The sequence below is a fragment of the Streptomyces sp. NPDC021225 genome, from assembly GCF_044332865.1.
GTDB lineage: Bacteria > Actinomycetota > Actinomycetes > Streptomycetales > Streptomycetaceae > Streptomyces.
Window position 1 is genome coordinate 792,495 of the sequence record NZ_JBIRPV010000003.1, and the last position, 17,111, is coordinate 809,605.

Genomic DNA, 17,111 nt, shown 5'->3' on the forward strand with positions numbered 1-17,111 from the left:
ACCGGCCCCACAGCCCCCACAGCCCCGACCGCGCGCCGGCGCGCCGATGCGCTCGCCGCAAACCCCTCCGCCCGTGCGGCGGGAAGACAGGGAGGGCGGCGCGAGCGCGGTTCCGCCGGGGCCGCGTGCTGCGGCCGGGCCGGTCGGGTCCCGTACGCCCGTGCAACGCGAGGCCGTCACGGTGCCGTCCCCCTCGCAGCCCGCGCCTGGCCGGACGGATACGGACAGCGGGCCCGCGGCGGCGCCACCCCCCAGGCCCTCCGCGGCCGATGCCGTTCCCGTGCAGCGCAGAGTGGCCACACCCCGCAACGGTCCCGCCGACGGGGGAGGAGGTTCATCCACGCCCGCAGCACCCCAGGGGCAGCCGGAGGCGCGCTCGGCGGCGGGTGTTGAGGGTGCGGCGTTTGGCGGGGTGACGATGCCGGTGGCCGCGCCGCCCCGGGCGCCGTCGTCCGCCGCGCCGCTCGTAGGGTCCGTGACGCAGCGGACGGCCGCGGCCCGTACGCCCGGCGTGGCACAGTCGCTCGCGCAGCCCGGCCACGCGCTCGCGCGGCGGGCCTCGGGCGGTGGTTCACGTGCCGCTCTGCCGGTGCAGCGCGTGGCGGCCCCTCCCCGCAGCCCGGCCCCGTCCCGCCCGCGGCCCCAGCCGCCCGCGCCCCGGCACGCTTCGCCCGCCGCACCCGTACGGCCGCGGCGGGCGGAACCCGCACCGCCCGTACCGCTGCCCGTGCAGCGGAGCGGCGCCACACCGGCCCGTACGACCGCCTCACCGCGCCCCCCGCTGCCCTTCCCGAGCACAACGCTGCCAACCCCGGCAGCCCAGCCCCCGCCGGCCCGGACCGTCCAGCGCACCCCCACCGCGTCCCAGAACCCACGGACGACGAGCACGAGGACCAGCACGCACACCACCAAAACAGAGGCAGGCGAACGCACCGACACCCGCAAGTCCGCCGCCTCCGAGCGCACGCCCACCGCCGGCTTCGACCCCCGGGCGCTGACGGACGGCCAGCTCGACGAACTGGTCCACCGGCTGATCGGCCCGCTGACCCGGCTGCTGAGGACCGAGTTCCGCCTCGACCGCGAGCGTGTCGGCAGGCTCCGTGACCCACGCCGCTGACCACCGGACCGACGCTCAAGGCCGCAGCGCACCCAGACCGCACCACCCGTAGCAAGAAAGAAGGCCGACCCCGATGCCCAGTGATCTCGACCCGGGATCCACGATCTTCTTCACCCTCACCATCGACGGCGAGAGCCTGGGGTACTTCAACAGCTGCGAGGGCCTGTCGTCCGCGGTGGAGATCGAGCAGCACCAAGAAGGCGGCAACAACGGCTTCGTCTGGCAACTGCCGTCCCGCGTGACGTTCTCCAGCATCCGGCTGGCCCGGCCCCTCACCCCGGACACGGCGAAGGTCGCGGCCTGGATCTCGTCCGTCACCACGGGCGTCACCCGCCCCACCGGCCAGATCGCCGCGCTGCGCGCGGACGGTTCGCTGGTCGCCCAGTGGGGGCTGATAGACGTGCTGCCGGTGAGCTGGCAGGGGCCCTCACTCAACCCGGAGAGCCCGGCGGTGGCCACCGAGGTGCTGGAGATCACCCACCACGGCTTCACGGATGCGGGGGCGGCGTAGATGGCCGGGCACGGAGGCAGGGGTGGCGGAAGGGGCGGCGCGAAAGGGGGATCCAAGGGCGGCGCCGGCAAAAGCCTGGTGCGCGCCTCGCTGGCGATCCACCAGCCCCCCGTCGGGGAGAGCACCACCCCCGGCGCGCTGATCAAGAACTTCACCTTCGACTTCAACCCGTCCCAGCTCACCATGAGCCGTCGCACGACCTGGAAGGCCACCCCGAGCGCGGCCGTCCGTGACGGCTCGGAGCCGGAGTTCATGGGCCCCGAGCCCCGACGGCTCGGCATTGACGTGTTCCTGGACTCCTCCGACGAGCCGGACGGCAACAGCGTGCTGAAGAAGGTCGAGGCGCTTTTCTCCTGTTGCGAGGTGACCGCGGCGAGCCTCGCCGCCAAGCAGCCGTCGACGCCGTGGGTGGTGTTCCAGTGGGGTTCGTTCTCCACCGCACGCTTCACGGCCTACGTCGAGTCCGTGGACGCGACGTACACCCTCTTCTCCACCACCGGGGTGCCGATCCGGGCCACCTGCCAGGTCCGGTTGCATGAGATACCGAGCACGACCGAGAGACAGAACCCCACGTCGGGTGCGCTCACCGCGCGCCGCGTCCACCGGCTGGTGGCGGGCGACTCGCTTCAGTCGCTGGCCTGGCGGGAGTACGGGGACGCCACCGTCTGGCGGGTGATCGCCGAGACCAACGGCATCGACGACCCGTCGCGGCTCGAGCCCGGCACGGAACTCATCCTGCCCGCGGTCGAGGAGGTGACCGCCTGATGACGAAGATCGCGTACTCGAGCGTCATCCACGTGAAACTGAACGACACCGTCCTGACCCCGAAAGTCGCGAGCCGACTGACCGAGGCATGGGTGGACTTCGGGGCGGGGGTGCCCGGTGCCTTCCAGCTCACCTTCCGCGATCAGCGGCGGAAGGTGTTGCAGCAGGCGCGCGTCACCATCGGCAGCGAGGTCGTGCTGGCGCCCGTGGCGGACGGCCAGGGGGCGCAGGATCCGCTGTTCACCGGCGAGGTCACCGGGCTGGAGACGGATTACGACGGCACCGGCACGTTCACCGTCGTACGGGGCTACGACCTCGGCCACCGCATGGTGCGCCAGCGCCGTGTGGCCGGATACCTGGGCCTGTCCGCCGGCGACATCGTCAGGAAGCTGATTAAGAAGAGCGGGATCCGGGCGGGACGGATCGAATCCACCGGGTCCGCGTACGACCACGTCACCCAGGACAACGTCAGTGACTGGGACTTCCTGGCCCGCCTGGCGGACGAGAACAAGAAGGTGATGTACCTGGACTCCCGGGGGAAGTTCCAGTTCGTCAGCCGTGAGAGCGCCGCCGGGGCGCCTCCGCTGAGCATGGACGGTGACAGGAGCCCGTTCGTGCTCCAGGGCGGCCGGGACATCCTGCGCTGCCGGACCTCCGTCACCTCCGCCGACCAGGTTCCCCGGGCGCAGGCGCGCGGATGGAACGTGCAGGACAAGGCGCCCCTCACCGCCCAGGCGTCGACCAAGAGCAACCCCGCGCTCGCCATCGGCACCGGACCCGGCTCCGGCAAGACGAAGTTCAAACCGGTCAACCTGGTCGAGACGGCCATCCCGTACGACCAGGACGGACAGGTCGAGCGGGCGGCGGAGTCGCTGGCCGACGACGTGACATCGGCCTTCGCCGAACTGGAGGTCACCGTCCGCGGCAACCCCAAGCTGCGCCCCGACATCCCGGTGACGCTCAAGGACGTCGGCAAACCCTTCGAGGGCAAGTACACGATGACCGGTGTCCGCCACGTCTTCGAGCCGGGCAACCACTACCAGACCTGGGTGACCGTCAGCGGCCGCCAGTGGCGGTCGCTGTACGGCCTCGCCTCCGGCGGAACGGCGGCCGCGCCCCGGATGCCGTCCGTGGCCAACGCGATCGTCACCAACGTGAAGGACCCGCTGGAACAGGGCCGGGTGAAGCTGGAGTTCCCCTGGCTGGACGCCACCTACGAGAGCGACTGGACCCGCACCGTGCAGTTCGGCGGGGTGGACGGCGGCAGCATCCTCCCGCTGGACGTCAAAGACGAGGTGCTGGTGGCGTTCGACCGCGGCGCACTGGACCATCCGTACGTCATCGGCGGCCTCTACAGCGGCAAGGACAAGCCGGAGCCCGGCGACGTACCGCTGTACGACTCCCTCAAGGGCAAGGCGACCCGGCACACCGTCGCCGACCGGGAGAACAACCGCCTGGACCTGCTCAGCCAGCGGCTCGGCAGGCGTGGCGTGCGGCTGAGGACCGGCGACGACCGGCTCACCATCAACCTGGACCGCACCAAGACCGAGATCACCGTGGACAGCAAGGGCTCCGTCGTCATCAAGGGAACCCGGTCGGTGTCGGTCGAGGCCGGCACGGACCTCAGCCTCAGGTCGCACGGCACCATGAACCTGCGGGCCGGGGGAGCGATGACCTTCACGGCGGGCGGGGCCCTGTCCGCCACCGCGGGCGGCGCCTTCAGCGTCAAGGGTGCCACCGGATCCATCCAGGCCGGGACCCTGAGCGTGACGGGCGGGAACGTGAACGTCCGCCCCGGGACCCTCCAGATGATGACGCCCGGCGTCATCACCATCGGGGGCACCTCCGTCGCGCTGACCGGCCTGGTCACCGTCAACGCCAAGCCGGTGCCCCTCTGATGGCCGGGCAGTTCGTCGGCTCCGGCTGGTCCTTCCCCCTGCGCGTCAGCCCGATCGGGGGCATCGCCCTGGTCAGCGGGGAGCGGGAGATCGAGGAGGCCATCCGGCTGGTGCTCGCGACCGCCCCGGGCGAGCGGCGCATGCGCCCCGAGTTCGGCTGCGCCATCCACGACCTGGTCTTCGCGCCCGTCAACGAGGCCACCGCGGGCCGGATCCAGCACGAGGTGTACACAACCCTCGACCGCTGGGAGCCCCGTATCGAGGTGCGTGAGGTGGAGGTGACCGCGGGCGACGACCAGGGGGTGCTCTTCATCGATGTCCGGTACGTCATCCGCGGCACCAACAACCCGCGCAGCCTCGTCTTCCCGTTCTATGTCATCCCCTCCCACGACGAACCCGATCCGTCCTCCGACGCCGCCGGCCCCGACGGCGACGGCCCCGGCGGCGGACCGGGACCGGCCACCGAAAGCGATCGCTGATGGCACTGCCCTCCCCGAAACTCGACGACCGGCGCTTCCAGCAGTTCGTCGACGACGCCAAGCGCTACATCCAGCGGCGCGCCCCCGAGTGGACCGACCACAACGTGTCCGACCCCGGTGTCACCCTCGTGGAAACGGTCGCCCACATGGCCGACCAGATCGTCTACCGGCTCAACCGGATCCCCGAGAAGAACCACCTGGCCTTCCTCGACCTGGTCGGCATCACCCTCTTCCCGCCGTCCGCCGCGCGCACCGACGTCACCTTCTGGCTGTCCGCCCCGCAGGCGGACCCGGTCCGCGTCCCGCTCGGCACCGAGACCGCCACCCGGCGCGGCGACAGCGAGGAAGCGGTCGTCTTCGCCACCGAGCGCGAACTGACCGTTGTCCCCAGCGAACTGCGCCATCTCGCCGTGCAGCACCGCGGGCAGCAGGTCACCGACCGCACCACGGACCTCGTCGAGGGGACCGACGTGCTGTGCTTCGCCGAGTCCCCGGCGCCCGGGGACTGCATGCTGCTCGGGCTCAGCGCCGCCGTCCCGCACTGCGCGGTCGCGCTGCGGCTCGACAGCCAGGTCGACGGCGTCGGCGTGGACCCCCGGCAGCCGCCGCTGGTCTGGGAGGCGTGGACCGCCGACGGCTGGGTGGTCTGCGAGGTCGACCAGGACACCACCGGCGGCCTCAACCGCCCTGGCGACGTCGTCCTGCACGTCCCCGGCGGGCACGTTCTCTCCCGCACCGGGCGGAAGGAAGCGGGCTGGCTGCGCTGCCGGGTCACCGAGCCCGAGCCCGGCCAGCCCTTCTACGCCACCTCGCCCACGGTGCGGTCGGCCGAGTCGTTCACCATGGGCGGCACCGTCCCCGCCGTCCACGCCGAGACGGTGGACGACGAGGCCCTGGGCGAGTCCACCGGGCTGCCCGGCCAGCGGCTGCGGCTCGCCCACGCCCCGGTCGTCGGCGACGTACCCCCGCTCCACCTCCAGGTGGCCGGCCACGCCGGGGAGGACGGCTGGATCGACTGGGAGGTCGTCCCGCACTTCGCCGCCTCCCGACCGCACGACCGCCACCTGACCCTCGACGCCGCGACCGGCGAGATCGCCTTCGGCCCCGCCGTCCGCGAACCCGACGGCACCCTGCGCCAGTACGGGGCCGTACCGCCCAAGGGCGCCGTGATCCGTGCCCGCCGCTACCGCACCGGGGGCGGGCGCACCGGCAACGTCGCCCGCGGCGTCATCCGTATCCTGCGCGACTCCGTCCCGTACGTCGCCGAGGTGGTCAACCGCGAGGCCGCCCACGGCGGAGTGGACGGCGAGACCGTCGAGGAGGCCAAGGCCCGCGCCCCCATCACGCTGCGCGCCCAGGACCGCGCCGTCACCCTGCGCGACTACGAGGAACTCGCCCGCCGCGCCGCGCCCGAGACCGCCCGCATCACCTGCCTGGAAGGCGAACCCGAGAGCCACGGCGCCTACGCCGTACGCGTCCTCGTCGTCCCCCGCGCCGTCCCCGACCCCGGCGGACGGCTCCGCTTCGAACAACTCGTCCCCGCCGACGCGCTGCTCCAGCGCATCACCCGCTACCTCGACGACCGGCGGCTGATCGGCACCCGGCTCGCGGTCGGCCCGCCGTACTACCAGGGCGTCACCGTCGTCGCCACCGTCCACGCCTTCCGCGGCGTCGACGCCGACCGGGTCCGGCGCGACGCCCACGACGCCCTCCACCGCCACATCGACCCGCTCACCGGCGGCGCCGACGGCACCGGCTGGCCCTTCGGCCGCCCCGTCCAAGCGGGCGAGATCTTCGCCGTACTCCAGCGCGTCCCCGGGGTGGAACTGGTGGACGAGGTACGGCTGCACGCCGCCGACCCGCTGACCGGCAAACGCGGCAACCCGACCGACCGGATCGACCTCGACCCGCCGTCCCTCGTCTTCTCCTACGACCACCGTGTCCGGGTGATCGGAGACGCCTCATGAGGGGCTCCATCGACGGCCTTGCCTCCTCCACCCCGCTCGCCCTGATGCTGCCCGCCGTCTTCGCCGACGACGACCTGATGCAGCGCTTCATCGCCGGGCTCGACGAGGTCCTGGCCCCCCTCCACAACGTCCTGGACTGCCAGGACAGCTACTTCACCCCCGCCCTCGCCCCCACCGACTTCACCCGCTGGCTCGGCATCTGGATCGGCGCCGAGACCGACGGCATCGAGGACGACAACCCGGAGGGCGTGGCCCGGCTGCGCGACGCGGTCGCCGCCGCGGCGTATCTGCACCGCGTTCGCGGCACCCGCGGCGGCCTGGCCGAGACCATACGGCTCGCCTTCGGCGTCGATGCGGAGATCACCGAAAGCGGCGGCGCCACCTGGAGCGCCCGCCCCCGCGGTGCCTTCCCCGGCGAACCCCGCCCCGGGCTCCACGTCACCCTGCGCCTCCCGTCGCCGACCCCGGCCGACGAGCACCGCCTGAACGAGATCGTGGCAGCCGCGCGCCCCGCCCACGTCCCCTACACGGTCCAGGTGACCGCTGCGGAAAGGACCCCTCAGACATGACCGCCAGTCAGGCATCCGGTGGCCGCGACACCAGGGAGCCGACCCTGGCCTGCGCGGAGTGCGGTACGCGATATGAGCCGGAGCAGTCCTTCTGCGACGGCTGCGGCGCGGTGCTGCCCTGGCCCCCCGCCCGGCCCCCGGCCCCGCACCCCGACCGCGAGACGGCGTCCCGCTCCGAGGGCGAGCCCGTGTCCGGCGCCGCCCACGAGCCGTGGCCGGGGCGGGCAACGGTGGGTGGTGAGCCGGAGGGCAGCGGGCCGGCCGGTGACGCGTCGGCGTTACGCCGCTCGGCGGCCGGTGTCCCCGGCTCGCCGGGCCCGATGACGGCAGATCACCCCGCCCCGCCCGGATCCGACTGGCCTGACCTCGCGCGGGGCCGGCCTGGTTCGGCCGACGCCGAGGACCGGCCGGGCACCGGCGATCCCGGCGCGGACGACCACCCCACCCGACCCGCGCCCCGGGCGTGGGCCACCACCGGAAACGGCACCGCCGCCCGGGACCAGGAACGGGACCAGGAACGGGCTCAGGAACGGGACCGGGCCAGAGACCTCCTGGTGCCCGTGGCCGACCCTCAGGGCGAACCGGAACGCCCCCCATCGGTGGCCCCGGTCCTCCCCGGCCGCCCCGCCCCAGCCCGCCCGGAGGTCCGCACCCCGGGAGAACCGGAGAGCCACGGCGGCGTCGCGTGCCCCTGGTGCCGCACCGCCAACCGCCCCGACCGCCACTTCTGCGCCCGGTGTGCCATGCCGATGGCCGAGGGCCCGGAGAACCCGGCCCGCCGCCCCTGGTGGCGGCGGTTGCTCGACCACCGCAACAGGGAGGTGCCCTGGGCGGGCGACCGCCCCCGCCTGCGCCACCAGATCGGCCGCATTTTGCGCTGGGTGGCCCTCGCGGCGGTGCTGGGGCTGGTGGCCTGGGCCCTTTTCCAGACCCCGCGGGCCGTCACTGCCGTACGCGACCACTTCGCCAAGCGCGCCCCGCTCGTCCCGGACTCCGTCAAGGCCTCCCGCTCCTACCCCGAGCACGGCCCCGACAAGGCATTCGACGCGGTCAGCAACTCCTGGTGGGGTCCGGGGGTCCCCCAGTCCGCCGAGGGCGAATGGCTGGAGGCCCGCTTCCGGGACCCGGTACGCCTGCTCGACATCGGCATCACCCCCGGCCAGTCGGCCCGCGGTGACACCCTCACCAAGTCCGCCCTCCCGCACCGCGTCGAGGTCCGCATCACCACGGACGACGGCAAAACCATCACCAGGGAACTCAACCTCGACCAGGGCGTCGGCTTCCAGCACCGCCCCTTCCGCGCCGAGAACGTCACCGTGGTCCGCTTCACGATCCGTTCGGCCTACGGAGCCGACGCCAAGAAGCAGGTGGCCATCGCCGAGATCGAGTTCTTCGGCCCCTCCAATGCCACTCGCTGAGCTCGATGCGTCGAGGGACGCCCCTTACTCAGCTGGGCTCGAGGCTTTACGGGCCACGCCGATGACACACGGAGAGCTGGGTGTGGTGCGGCTGTTGATGAGGAAATCGAAGTGCCTTGCGCGTTCGATCGTGAATCCGGCGGCAGTGATGGCTGGTTCGGGATTCCGGGTCAGGTTGCAGCCTCCCCCCAGCAGCGGCCACACCACGTTGACGATCCGCTGTCGCCTGGCCAAGGCGGGCCGCGTCGACCTGATGTGCTCGTAGAAGTACAGATATCCGCCCGGCCGCAGGACGCGGGCCGCTTCGGCGAGTGTGGCGGGGACGTCGGCGATCGAGCACAGGACAAGTGAGGCCACCACGCCGTCGACGGAGGCGTCGGGCACGGGCAGCGCCTCGGCCCGGCCCGCCCGGATTTCCACGGGCACCGGACAATCGGCCGCCGCGCGTTCGGCGAGTGCACGCAGCCGGGGCTCGGGCTCGATGGCAATGACCTGCTCGACCTCCGGCGGGTAGTGCCGGAAGTTGGCACCGGACCCGGCGCCGATCTCCACGATTCGGCCGGTGGCGCCGGCGAGCAGTTCCCGCCTGTGTTCCAGCGCGCCGTGAGCTTCGGCGAAGGCGTTGATCCTCGGATAGACGCGAGCGAACAGCGGGTGGCGAATCTGCTTGTTCCGGGCGGCGGCCATGGCAATGACTCCTCTCGGGGCGCAACATCCATAACCTACTACGCTCGCGTAGTAATTACTACCTGCTCGTAGTAGAAGAGGGCTCGTCGTGCACTCGACGCTCAGTGCCCCCGTCCCAGGCAGATCAGGGGAGTCGCCGCAATCAGCCAGGCAGAGCCGGCGATCGCCCATGCGTAGAGCGCGGCCCCGGCCGCGGTGACCGCCACCTGTCGACGGTCCGGGCGCGGGGGTGGTGGCGGATCGCCCTCCAGCTGGGTGATCCTCGCGGCGAGCAGGGCACGACCCCCCATCGCCGCGGCGGGCGCGGCGTGCGCCCACCGCGGCGCGTCGCCGACCTTCAGCAGCGCCCCTGCCACGGCGCCCGCGCCGCAGCGCGCCATCGCGCAGCGGTCCGCGGCCAGTTCGCGATCGGCAACGACCGCCGCCCGCAGGTGGCCCAGCAATGGGAGCGCGAAGTGCTGTGCTGTCAGAAAACTGGCAACCAGGGCTCTGAGCGGGTCGCGGCCACGGACATGCTCGGCCTCATGGACCAGAACCGCGCGCAGTTCCTCGGAGGTTGCCGACTCCACCAGTCCGCTGCTGACCGCCACCCGGGGACGCAGCAAGCCGTAGGCGAACGCCGCACCGGCCCATACGGCGCTCGACAGCAAGCCGGGACCGACCCCGTGATGGGTGATCCGCCAGGCCGGCGCCATCGCCAGGCAGCAGCCGAGACAGGCCACCGCCGCTCGGATGGTCGCGGATATGGCGACCAGCGTCCAGAACGCCCGGTGGCCGGTCACGGCGACTGCTCCAGCAGCCGCCGCAGACGGTCCCGCAGCTGCGGGTCCAGTGACGCCTCGGCGGCGAAATGCGTGACCGCGGCATCCCCGTGCGCCCGCAGGACCTCCCGTACGGCGATCGCGGCCTCGTCGGCGACGGCCGCCGTGTACACGTAGCCGCGACCCTGCGGGGCCCGGTCGAGCAGGCCCTTCTCGGTGAGGCGGCTCATCACCGTCATCACCGTGGTGTAGGCCAGCGGCTGGTCCCGGCCCTCATTGAGCCTGCCGAGTACGGCGCGGACGGTTACAGGCGCTTGGACCTCCCAGCACACCCGCATGACCGCGCCCTCCAATGCTCCTAGGGCCACTGCGACCATCCCTTCGAAACGTTGTCTACTACGCAAGCGTAGGACGTGCGGGGTCGTGAGGGTTCGCCGAGAAAGACGATGGGATGCGCGCTTGACTGGCCTACGCAAGAATTTGCGTTACTTGCGTGCGCTTGCGCTGTCGAGGGCAGGCCGAGGCCTCGGTGTATGCGGTGAAAAGTATGCCGTCGTGACCGTAGACGCACGCACATGGTTCTGCAATATTCCGATGGAAACAATGCAAAAAGTCGAACATGGCATCCCGTGTGGGTTCGTCCTCTCCATACGGGGAGCTCTCGCCGCCTTGCCGTACCGCGCCACCGCTCTGACCAGGAAAGAGCCGTCCTCGCCGCCCCTCCGGCGCGCGCGAACCTCCGCAGGGAGTGATCCCGCATGACTCGACACAAGCCGAGATCCTGGAGACGGCGCGCAGCAACTGCTGCGCTCGCCTCCGCTGTCATGGTTCTGGGCCTGCCCGCCGTCGGCGCGCAGGCGGCCGGCGGTCCCAACGCCGCCGCGGACGCCCCGGCCAAGTCCGGCAGCGCCCTCGGCACCCACTCGGCCGCCAATGTCGCCGACGGCGACGCCGACACCTACTGGCAGGCCGGAAAGAAGTCCGCCCAGTGGGTGCAGACCGACCTCGGCCGGACCGAGCGCGTCCGCCAGGTCGTGCTGCGTCTGCCCGCCGACTGGAAGACCCGCAAGCAGACGCTGGCGCTCCAGGGCAGTGCCGACGGCAAGAGCTTCGCCACGCTGAAGCCGTCGGCCCAGTACGTCTTCAGCCCCGGCAACGGCAACACGGTCAAGATCTCCTTCCCCGCGACCCTCGCCCGGTACGTGCGCGCCGACTTCAGCAAGAACTCGGTCGCCTCCACCGCCCAGCTCGGCGAGATGCAGGTCTTCACGGGCGCCGCCTCGACCCCCAACCTCGCCCTGGGCAAGACCTTCACCGAGAGCGCGCACGCCGACGTCTACGGGGCGGCCAACGCCGGTGACGGCAACCGGGCCACCTACTGGGAGAGCAAGAACAACGCCTTCCCCCAGTGGCTCCAGGTCGACCTCGGATCGTCGGTCAAGGTGAACCAGGTGACCCTGCGGCTGCCCAGCGGATGGCCGAGCCGCAGTCAGACGCTCAAGATCCAGGGCTCGACGGACAACCAGAACTTCACCGACCTGTCGTCCTCGAAGGCATATACCTTCGAGGACGACAGCGGCAACGACCAGTCGGCGACCATCGGCTTCGACACCACCACGACGCGCTACCTGCGCGTGCTGATCACCGCCAACACCGGCTGGCCCGCAGGGCAGTTGTCCGAGCTCGAGGTCTACGGACCGGCCACCGGCGACACCCAGGCACCCACCGCGCCGACGAACCTGAGCTACACCGAGCCGACCACCGGCCAGATCAAGCTGACCTGGAACGCGGCCACCGACGACACCGGTGTGACCGGCTACGACATCTACGCGGGCGGCCAGCTGCGGGCGAGTGTCGCCGGGAACGTCCTGACGTACACGGACACCCAGCCGGCCGACAGCGACATCACGTACTACATCCGGGCCAAGGACGCCGCGGGCAACGTCTCCGCCAACAGCAACAGCGTCACCCGCAAGGGAACGGGCGGCGACACCCAGGCCCCCACGGCGCCCGGCAACCTCGCCTACACACAGTCCGGCAGCGACGTGAAGCTCACCTGGCAGGCGTCGACCGACAACGTCAAGGTCACCGGCTACGACGTCTACGCGGGCGGTGAGGTCGTCAAGTCCGTGGCGGGCGACGTCACGACGTACACCGACACCCCCTCGGCCGCGGCGACGGTCACCTACTACGTGAAGGCGAAGGACGCCGCGGGGAACGTGTCGGCGGCGAGCAACAGCGTCACCCGGCCCGGTTCCGGTTCCGGCTCCGACCTCGCCCAGGGCAAGCCCATCGAGGCCTCCTCGTACACCTTCACCTACGTCGCCGCCAACGCCAACGACGGCCAGACCAGCACCTACTGGGAGAGCGCGGGCGGCGCCTACCCGGCCACCCTCACCACCAAGCTGGGTGCCAACGCCGACCTCGGCCAGGTCGTCGTCAAGCTCAACCCCGACGCGGCCTGGTCCACGCGCACCCAGAACATCCAGGTGCTCGGCCGCGACCAGGACGCGACGGCCTTCACGAGCCTCGTGGCGGCGAAGGACTACACCTTCAACCCGGCCGGCGGAAACACCGTGACGATCCCGGTCACCGGCACGGCCGCGGACATCCAGCTGAAGTTCACCGCCAACTCCGGCGCTCCGGGCGCGCAGGTCGCCGAGTTCCAGGTGATCGGCACCCCGGCCGCCAACCCGGACCTCAAGGTCACCGGCATCACGAACACGCCCGCCGCCCCGGTGGAGACCGACGCCGTCAGCCTCTCGGCGACCGTCACCAACAGCGGCACCAAGGCCTCGAAGGCCACCGACCTGAACTTCACGCTCGGCGGCACGAAGGCCGCCACGGCGGACGTCCCGGCCCTCGCGGCCGGCGAGTCGAAGACGGTCACCGCGAGCATCGGCACCCGGGACGCCGGCAGTTACGCGGTCGGCGCCGAGGTGGACCCGTCGAACAAGGTCATCGAGCAGAACGAGGCGAACAACGCCTTCACCCGCTCCGACGCCCTTGTCGTCAAGCCGGTCTCCAGCTCCGACCTGGTCGCCGCACCGGTCTCGTGGACCCCGTCCAGCCCGTCGGCCGGTGACGACGTCAAGTTCACCGTCGCGATCAAGAACCAGGGCACGACGGCCTCGGCCCCGGGCGCCCACGACGTGACGCTGACGATCCAGGACTCCAAGGGCGCCACCGTCAAGACCCTGACCGGCTCCTACAACGGCGCCATCGCGGCCGGTCAGACGACCGCACCCGTCAGCCTCGGTTCGTGGACGGCCGCCAACGGCAAGTACACCGTCAAGACCGTGATCGCCGACGACGCCAACGAAGTGCCGGTCAAACGGGCCAACAACACCACCACGCAGCCCCTGTTCGTCGGCCGCGGCGCGGACATGCCGTACGACATGTACGAGGCCGAGGACGGCACGGTCGGCGGCGGAGCCAAGGTCGTCGGCCCGAACCGGACCATCGGCGACTTCGCCGGCGAGGCCAGCGGCCGCAAGGCGGTCACCCTCAGCGCGACCGGCCAGTACGTCGAGTGGACCACCCGCGCGGCCACCAACACCCTGGTGACCCGCTTCTCCATCCCCGACGGCACCAACACGACGCTGAACGTCTACGTGGACGGCCAGTTCCTCAAGGCGATCGATCTGACCTCGAAGTACGCCTGGCTGTACGGCAACGAGACCGCACCCGGCAACTCGCCCGGCTCCGGTGCGCCCCGCCACATCTACGACGAGGCGAACCTGCTGCTCGGCAAGACCGTCCCGGCCGGTTCCAAGATCCGGCTCCAGAAAGACGCGGCCAACACCTCCGCCTACGCCATCGACTTCATCAACACCGAGCAGGCCACCGCGGCTGCGAACCCGGACCCGGCCGCCTACGCGGTCCCGGCCGGCTTCTCGCAGCAGGACGTGCAGAACGCGCTCGACAAGGTCCGCATGGACACGACGGGCAAGCTCGTCGGCGTCTACCTGCCCGCCGGGGACTACGAGACCTCCAGCAAGTTCCAGGTCTACGGCAAGGCGGTCAAGGTCGTCGGAGCCGGACCGTGGTTCACCCGCTTCCACGCGCCCTCCTCGCAGGAGAACACCGACATCGGCTTCCGGGCCGACGCCACCGCCAAGGGCTCGACGTTCGCCGGATTCGCCTACTTCGGCAACTACACGTCCCGCATCGACGGCCCGGGCAAGGTGTTCGACTTCGCAGGCGTCTCCGACATCACCATCGACAACATCTGGGTCGAGCACATGGTGTGCCTCTACTGGGGCGCGAACACCGACAACATGACCATCCAGAACTCCCGCATCCGGGACATGTTCGCCGACGGCATCAACATGACGAACGGCTCCACGGACAACCACGTCGTCAACAATGACGCCCGGGCCACGGGCGACGACAGCTTCGCCCTCTTCTCGGCGATCGACGCGGGCGGAGCCGACGAGAAGAACAACCTCTACGAGAACCTGACGTCCACACTCACCTGGCGGGCCGCCGGAATCGCCGTCTACGGTGGCTACAACAACACCTTCCGCAACATCCGGGTCGCCGACACCCTGGTCTACTCCGGCATCACGATCTCCTCGCTCGACTTCGGCTACCCGATGAACGGTTTCGGGACCGAGCCCACGACGATCGAGAACGTCTCCCTGGAAAGGACGGGCGGCCACTTCTGGGGCGCGCAGGTCTTCCCGGCCATCTGGGCGTTCTCCGCCTCCAAGGTCTTCCAGGGCATCCGCGTCAACGACGTCGACATCGACGACTCCACCTACGGAGGCGTGATGTTCCAGACCAACTATGTCGGCGGCCAGCCGCAGTTCCCGGTGAAGGACACGATCTTCACCGACATCACCATCACCAACTCCAAGAAGAGCGGAGACGCGTTCGACGCCAAGTCCGGGTTCGGCATCTGGGCCAACGAACTCCCGGAACCCGGTCAGGGCCCCGCCGTCGGTGAAGCCACCTTCCGCAACCTGCGGATGAGCGGCAACGCCCAGGACATCCGCAACACGACCAGCACGTTCAGGATCAATGTCGAGTAGACCGCGAACAGCGCCGAACGGCACGGGGCCTCTCTTCGAGGAGAGAGACCCCGCGCCGTCGTGCACCGGCGGAGCACAGTGGCACCGTCGGCGGTGCTGGTCGCCGAGGACATCGACATGCGTGAGACTGTGCTCCGTGACGGCACCGTGCCGCTCGCAGGCACTGTGCAGGCAGCCACTGACCCGGGAGGACCAGCAGCGTGATCATTTTTGGCACCAAGGGATACCTGTACCAACTCGCCATACTGACGCTGGTCTGCGGCCACTGTGGCAACCCCTCCGCGCACACGCTCAGGAAGCGCGTCACGAAGTTCACGCTGTTCTTCGTGCCGCTGTTTCCGTTCTCCACGAAGTACGCAACGCAGTGCACCTTCTGCGGCGCGGAGCAGAAAGTGACCAAAGAACAGGCGGAGCAGCTGCGGGCGCAGAGCGCGAGCGGCCACGACGGTCAGACGTACGGGCAACCGCGACAGCAGCCGTCCCAGCCCTGAGGCCCGAGCCTGCCGGGTCAGGCTGCCCCAGCCCGTGTGAGCACCTCGACGATCTTGTCGCGGCCCCTCTCCCGGGCGATGCCGAGCGGCGTGTCGCTGTCGACCCTGAGCCCGGACGGATCGGCGATCCGGGCGTTGACGTCGGCCCCGGCGGCGATGAGCGTTTCGACGACGCCGGTCCCGGCTTCCCGCCACACCGCGTAGTGCAGGGGCGTCGCGCCCGCCGTCGTGCGCGGGTCGGGATCGCCGGTGCGTTCGAGCATCAGCCGGAGTACCTCCTGGTGGCTGTCGCTCGCGGCGGCGTGCAGGGCGGACACGCCTTTGATCCCGAACAGGTCCTTGTGCGCGGTGCGCCGCGCCGGGTCCGCGCCGGCGTCGAGCAGCGCCGCGACGAACTCCGGCGCGTCGACCGCCACCAGCAGCGGCGTCAGACCGAGCCGGTCCTCGGCCTCGACGTCCGCGCCTGCGTCGATGAGGCAGCGCAGGATCTCCAGCCGCTCGGCGACCGGCCGCTCGCGTTCGTAGGGAAGCCGGCTCTCGGCCACGACATGCAGCGGCGTCCTGCCGCGGCGGTCGGTCGCCCGTGGGTCGGCGCCGGCGTCGAGCAGCGCCCGCACCACCTCCACCGAGGGGCCGGGCCGGTCGGTACGGAACGGACCTCTGACGGCCATCCAGAGCGGTGTCACCTTGCGCTCGATCCGCTCCATCCCGAAGTCGGCGGGGTGCAGGCCGAGCTCCGTCAGGAGGCTGTCGTGGCGGGTCCGCGCGCCGGTGTCGGCGCCCGCGGCCAGCAGGGTGCTCACCGTCTCGGCCGAGCCCGACATCACCGCGAAGTGCAACGGGGTCATCGCCGAGCGGTCATCCTCGGCCGGCCCCAGCGGGACACCCGCGGCGATCGCGGTGGCCAAGGTCTCCAGCTCGCCGTAGGCACAGGCGTTGGCCAGCCGGGCGGAGTCCGGCGGCGCGTAGACGGTCAGCTCGGCCAGCATCCGCGACAACCGCCGCGGATGACCGAAGGCGTCCTCCACGTCGGACCCGTCGTGGTCAATCCGGTGGACGCCGGGATCGCCGGGCCGCGGATCGTCGAGGTCGACGACCCAGTAGCACTGCGTCGACTCGTTGAACCCGATCACGAAGCACGGCCGGTCCACCCCGAACGGATCGCCCCCGCTGATCCCCTGCGGAAAGCTCACCCGGTCGCCGTACTCGGCGGTGACCAGCAAAGTACGCGGCGGCCACGTGATTGCCATCAGCATCTCGATCTCCGGCGGCAGCGGCCTGGGCGCGTCGGTCCAGTGCACCCCCGCGTCGACCGTCCCGGGTAGGGTCCCGCCGAGCCGCTCGATCTGACGCAGCACCTCGGTGTGCACACCTTCGCTTCGCATCGGGTCAAGCTAGCAGCAGTGCGCCAC

At 71.1% G+C, this 17,111-nt stretch carries 14 protein-coding genes; 10 read left to right on the top strand and 4 right to left on the bottom strand.

The features are described 5' to 3' along the window. The first annotated feature begins 475 nt into the window (after positions 1-475). The 8 genes from ACH4S9_RS17250 (at position 476) to ACH4S9_RS17285 (ending at position 8,724) form a co-directional block, all read left to right on the top strand. Complete coding sequence (locus tag ACH4S9_RS17250; RefSeq protein ID WP_398372626.1) at positions 476-1,117, top strand: extensin; 642 nt, start codon at positions 476-478, stop codon at positions 1,115-1,117. Between the two features lie 73 nt (positions 1,118-1,190). Beyond that, complete coding sequence (locus ACH4S9_RS17255) at positions 1,191-1,628, top strand: phage tail protein (protein WP_352130082.1); 438 nt, start codon at positions 1,191-1,193, stop codon at positions 1,626-1,628. Next, positions 1,629-2,393 carry a peptidase M23 gene (locus ACH4S9_RS17260; RefSeq protein ID WP_358843473.1) on the top strand — a complete coding sequence of 255 codons (765 nt, stop codon included), beginning with the start codon at positions 1,629-1,631 and terminating at the stop codon, positions 2,391-2,393. Further along, positions 2,393-4,291, top strand: a complete 1,899-nt coding sequence (locus ACH4S9_RS17265; RefSeq protein WP_385342713.1) for a VgrG-related protein — start codon at positions 2,393-2,395, stop codon at positions 4,289-4,291. Before ACH4S9_RS17260 ends, ACH4S9_RS17265 begins: the two co-directional genes overlap by 1 nt. Then, on the top strand, positions 4,291-4,770 hold the full coding sequence (locus ACH4S9_RS17270; RefSeq protein WP_358843471.1) for a GPW/gp25 family protein: 480 nt from the start codon (positions 4,291-4,293) through the stop codon (positions 4,768-4,770). The genes ACH4S9_RS17265 and ACH4S9_RS17270 overlap by 1 nt, the downstream gene beginning before the upstream one ends. Then, the gene (locus ACH4S9_RS17275) at positions 4,770-6,737 is read left to right on the top strand and encodes a putative baseplate assembly protein (RefSeq protein ID WP_398372629.1); all 1,968 of its coding nucleotides are present in this window, start codon (positions 4,770-4,772) and stop codon (positions 6,735-6,737) included. Before ACH4S9_RS17270 ends, ACH4S9_RS17275 begins: the two co-directional genes overlap by 1 nt. After that, positions 6,734-7,306: a phage tail protein gene (locus ACH4S9_RS17280; protein ID WP_385342707.1), complete on the top strand. Its 573-nt coding sequence runs from the start codon at positions 6,734-6,736 to the stop codon at positions 7,304-7,306. The genes ACH4S9_RS17275 and ACH4S9_RS17280 overlap by 4 nt, the downstream gene beginning before the upstream one ends. Next, positions 7,303-8,724 carry an NADase-type glycan-binding domain-containing protein gene (locus ACH4S9_RS17285; RefSeq protein ID WP_398372632.1) on the top strand — a complete coding sequence of 474 codons (1,422 nt, stop codon included), beginning with the start codon at positions 7,303-7,305 and terminating at the stop codon, positions 8,722-8,724. Before ACH4S9_RS17280 ends, ACH4S9_RS17285 begins: the two co-directional genes overlap by 4 nt. Before the next feature lie 24 nt (positions 8,725-8,748). Here ACH4S9_RS17285 and ACH4S9_RS17290 read toward each other — a convergent pair whose 3' ends face one another. The 3 genes from ACH4S9_RS17290 to ACH4S9_RS17300 form a co-directional block, all read right to left on the bottom strand. Next, on the bottom strand, positions 8,749-9,411 hold the full coding sequence (locus tag ACH4S9_RS17290; RefSeq protein WP_311721526.1) for a class I SAM-dependent methyltransferase: 663 nt from the start codon (positions 9,409-9,411) through the stop codon (positions 8,749-8,751). A 101-nt stretch (positions 9,412-9,512) separates the two neighbouring features. Then, positions 9,513-10,193 (bottom strand): M56 family metallopeptidase, encoded by a 681-nt coding sequence (locus ACH4S9_RS17295; RefSeq protein WP_398372634.1) that lies wholly within the window; start codon positions 10,191-10,193, stop codon positions 9,513-9,515. Beyond that, complete coding sequence (locus tag ACH4S9_RS17300; RefSeq protein WP_311721528.1) at positions 10,190-10,549, bottom strand: BlaI/MecI/CopY family transcriptional regulator; 360 nt, start codon at positions 10,547-10,549, stop codon at positions 10,190-10,192. The genes ACH4S9_RS17295 and ACH4S9_RS17300 overlap by 4 nt, the downstream gene beginning before the upstream one ends. Positions 10,550-10,930: 381 nt before the next feature. Here ACH4S9_RS17300 and ACH4S9_RS17305 point away from each other — a divergent pair, with 381 nt between their 5' ends. Further along, entirely contained in the window at positions 10,931-15,208 is a 4,278-nt protein-coding gene (locus ACH4S9_RS17305) for a discoidin domain-containing protein (protein WP_398372637.1), read from the top strand. Positions 15,209-15,408: 200 nt separating this feature from the next. Next, entirely contained in the window at positions 15,409-15,699 is a 291-nt protein-coding gene (locus ACH4S9_RS17310; RefSeq protein ID WP_311721530.1) for a zinc-ribbon domain-containing protein, read from the top strand. Positions 15,700-15,716: 17 nt separating this feature from the next. On the opposite strand, the gene ACH4S9_RS17315 is transcribed toward ACH4S9_RS17310, so the two are convergent. Continuing rightward, positions 15,717-17,084: an ankyrin repeat domain-containing protein gene (locus ACH4S9_RS17315; RefSeq protein ID WP_398372639.1), complete on the bottom strand. Its 1,368-nt coding sequence runs from the start codon at positions 17,082-17,084 to the stop codon at positions 15,717-15,719. Positions 17,085-17,111: the final 27 nt, after the last annotated feature.

What these genes read in the sequence shown, in the direction of transcription:
- ACH4S9_RS17255 (WP_352130082.1), top strand. Translation starts at nt 1,191, where the DNA reads ATGCCCAGTGATCTCGACCCGGGATCCACGATCTTCTTCACCCTCACC.
- ACH4S9_RS17275 (WP_398372629.1), top strand. Translation starts at nt 4,770, where the DNA reads ATGGCACTGCCCTCCCCGAAACTCGACGACCGGCGCTTCCAGCAGTTC.
- ACH4S9_RS17260 (WP_358843473.1), top strand. Translation starts at nt 1,629, where the DNA reads ATGGCCGGGCACGGAGGCAGGGGTGGCGGAAGGGGCGGCGCGAAAGGG.
- ACH4S9_RS17285 (WP_398372632.1), top strand. Translation starts at nt 7,303, where the DNA reads ATGACCGCCAGTCAGGCATCCGGTGGCCGCGACACCAGGGAGCCGACC.
- ACH4S9_RS17280 (WP_385342707.1), top strand. Translation starts at nt 6,734, where the DNA reads ATGAGGGGCTCCATCGACGGCCTTGCCTCCTCCACCCCGCTCGCCCTG.
- ACH4S9_RS17315 (WP_398372639.1), bottom strand. Translation starts at nt 17,084, where the DNA reads ATGCGAAGCGAAGGTGTGCACACCGAGGTGCTGCGTCAGATCGAGCGG.
- ACH4S9_RS17300 (WP_311721528.1), bottom strand. Translation starts at nt 10,549, where the DNA reads ATGGTCGCAGTGGCCCTAGGAGCATTGGAGGGCGCGGTCATGCGGGTG.
- ACH4S9_RS17265 (WP_385342713.1), top strand. Translation starts at nt 2,393, where the DNA reads ATGACGAAGATCGCGTACTCGAGCGTCATCCACGTGAAACTGAACGAC.
- ACH4S9_RS17290 (WP_311721526.1), bottom strand. Translation starts at nt 9,411, where the DNA reads ATGGCCGCCGCCCGGAACAAGCAGATTCGCCACCCGCTGTTCGCTCGC.
- ACH4S9_RS17305 (WP_398372637.1), top strand. Translation starts at nt 10,931, where the DNA reads ATGACTCGACACAAGCCGAGATCCTGGAGACGGCGCGCAGCAACTGCT.
- ACH4S9_RS17270 (WP_358843471.1), top strand. Translation starts at nt 4,291, where the DNA reads ATGGCCGGGCAGTTCGTCGGCTCCGGCTGGTCCTTCCCCCTGCGCGTC.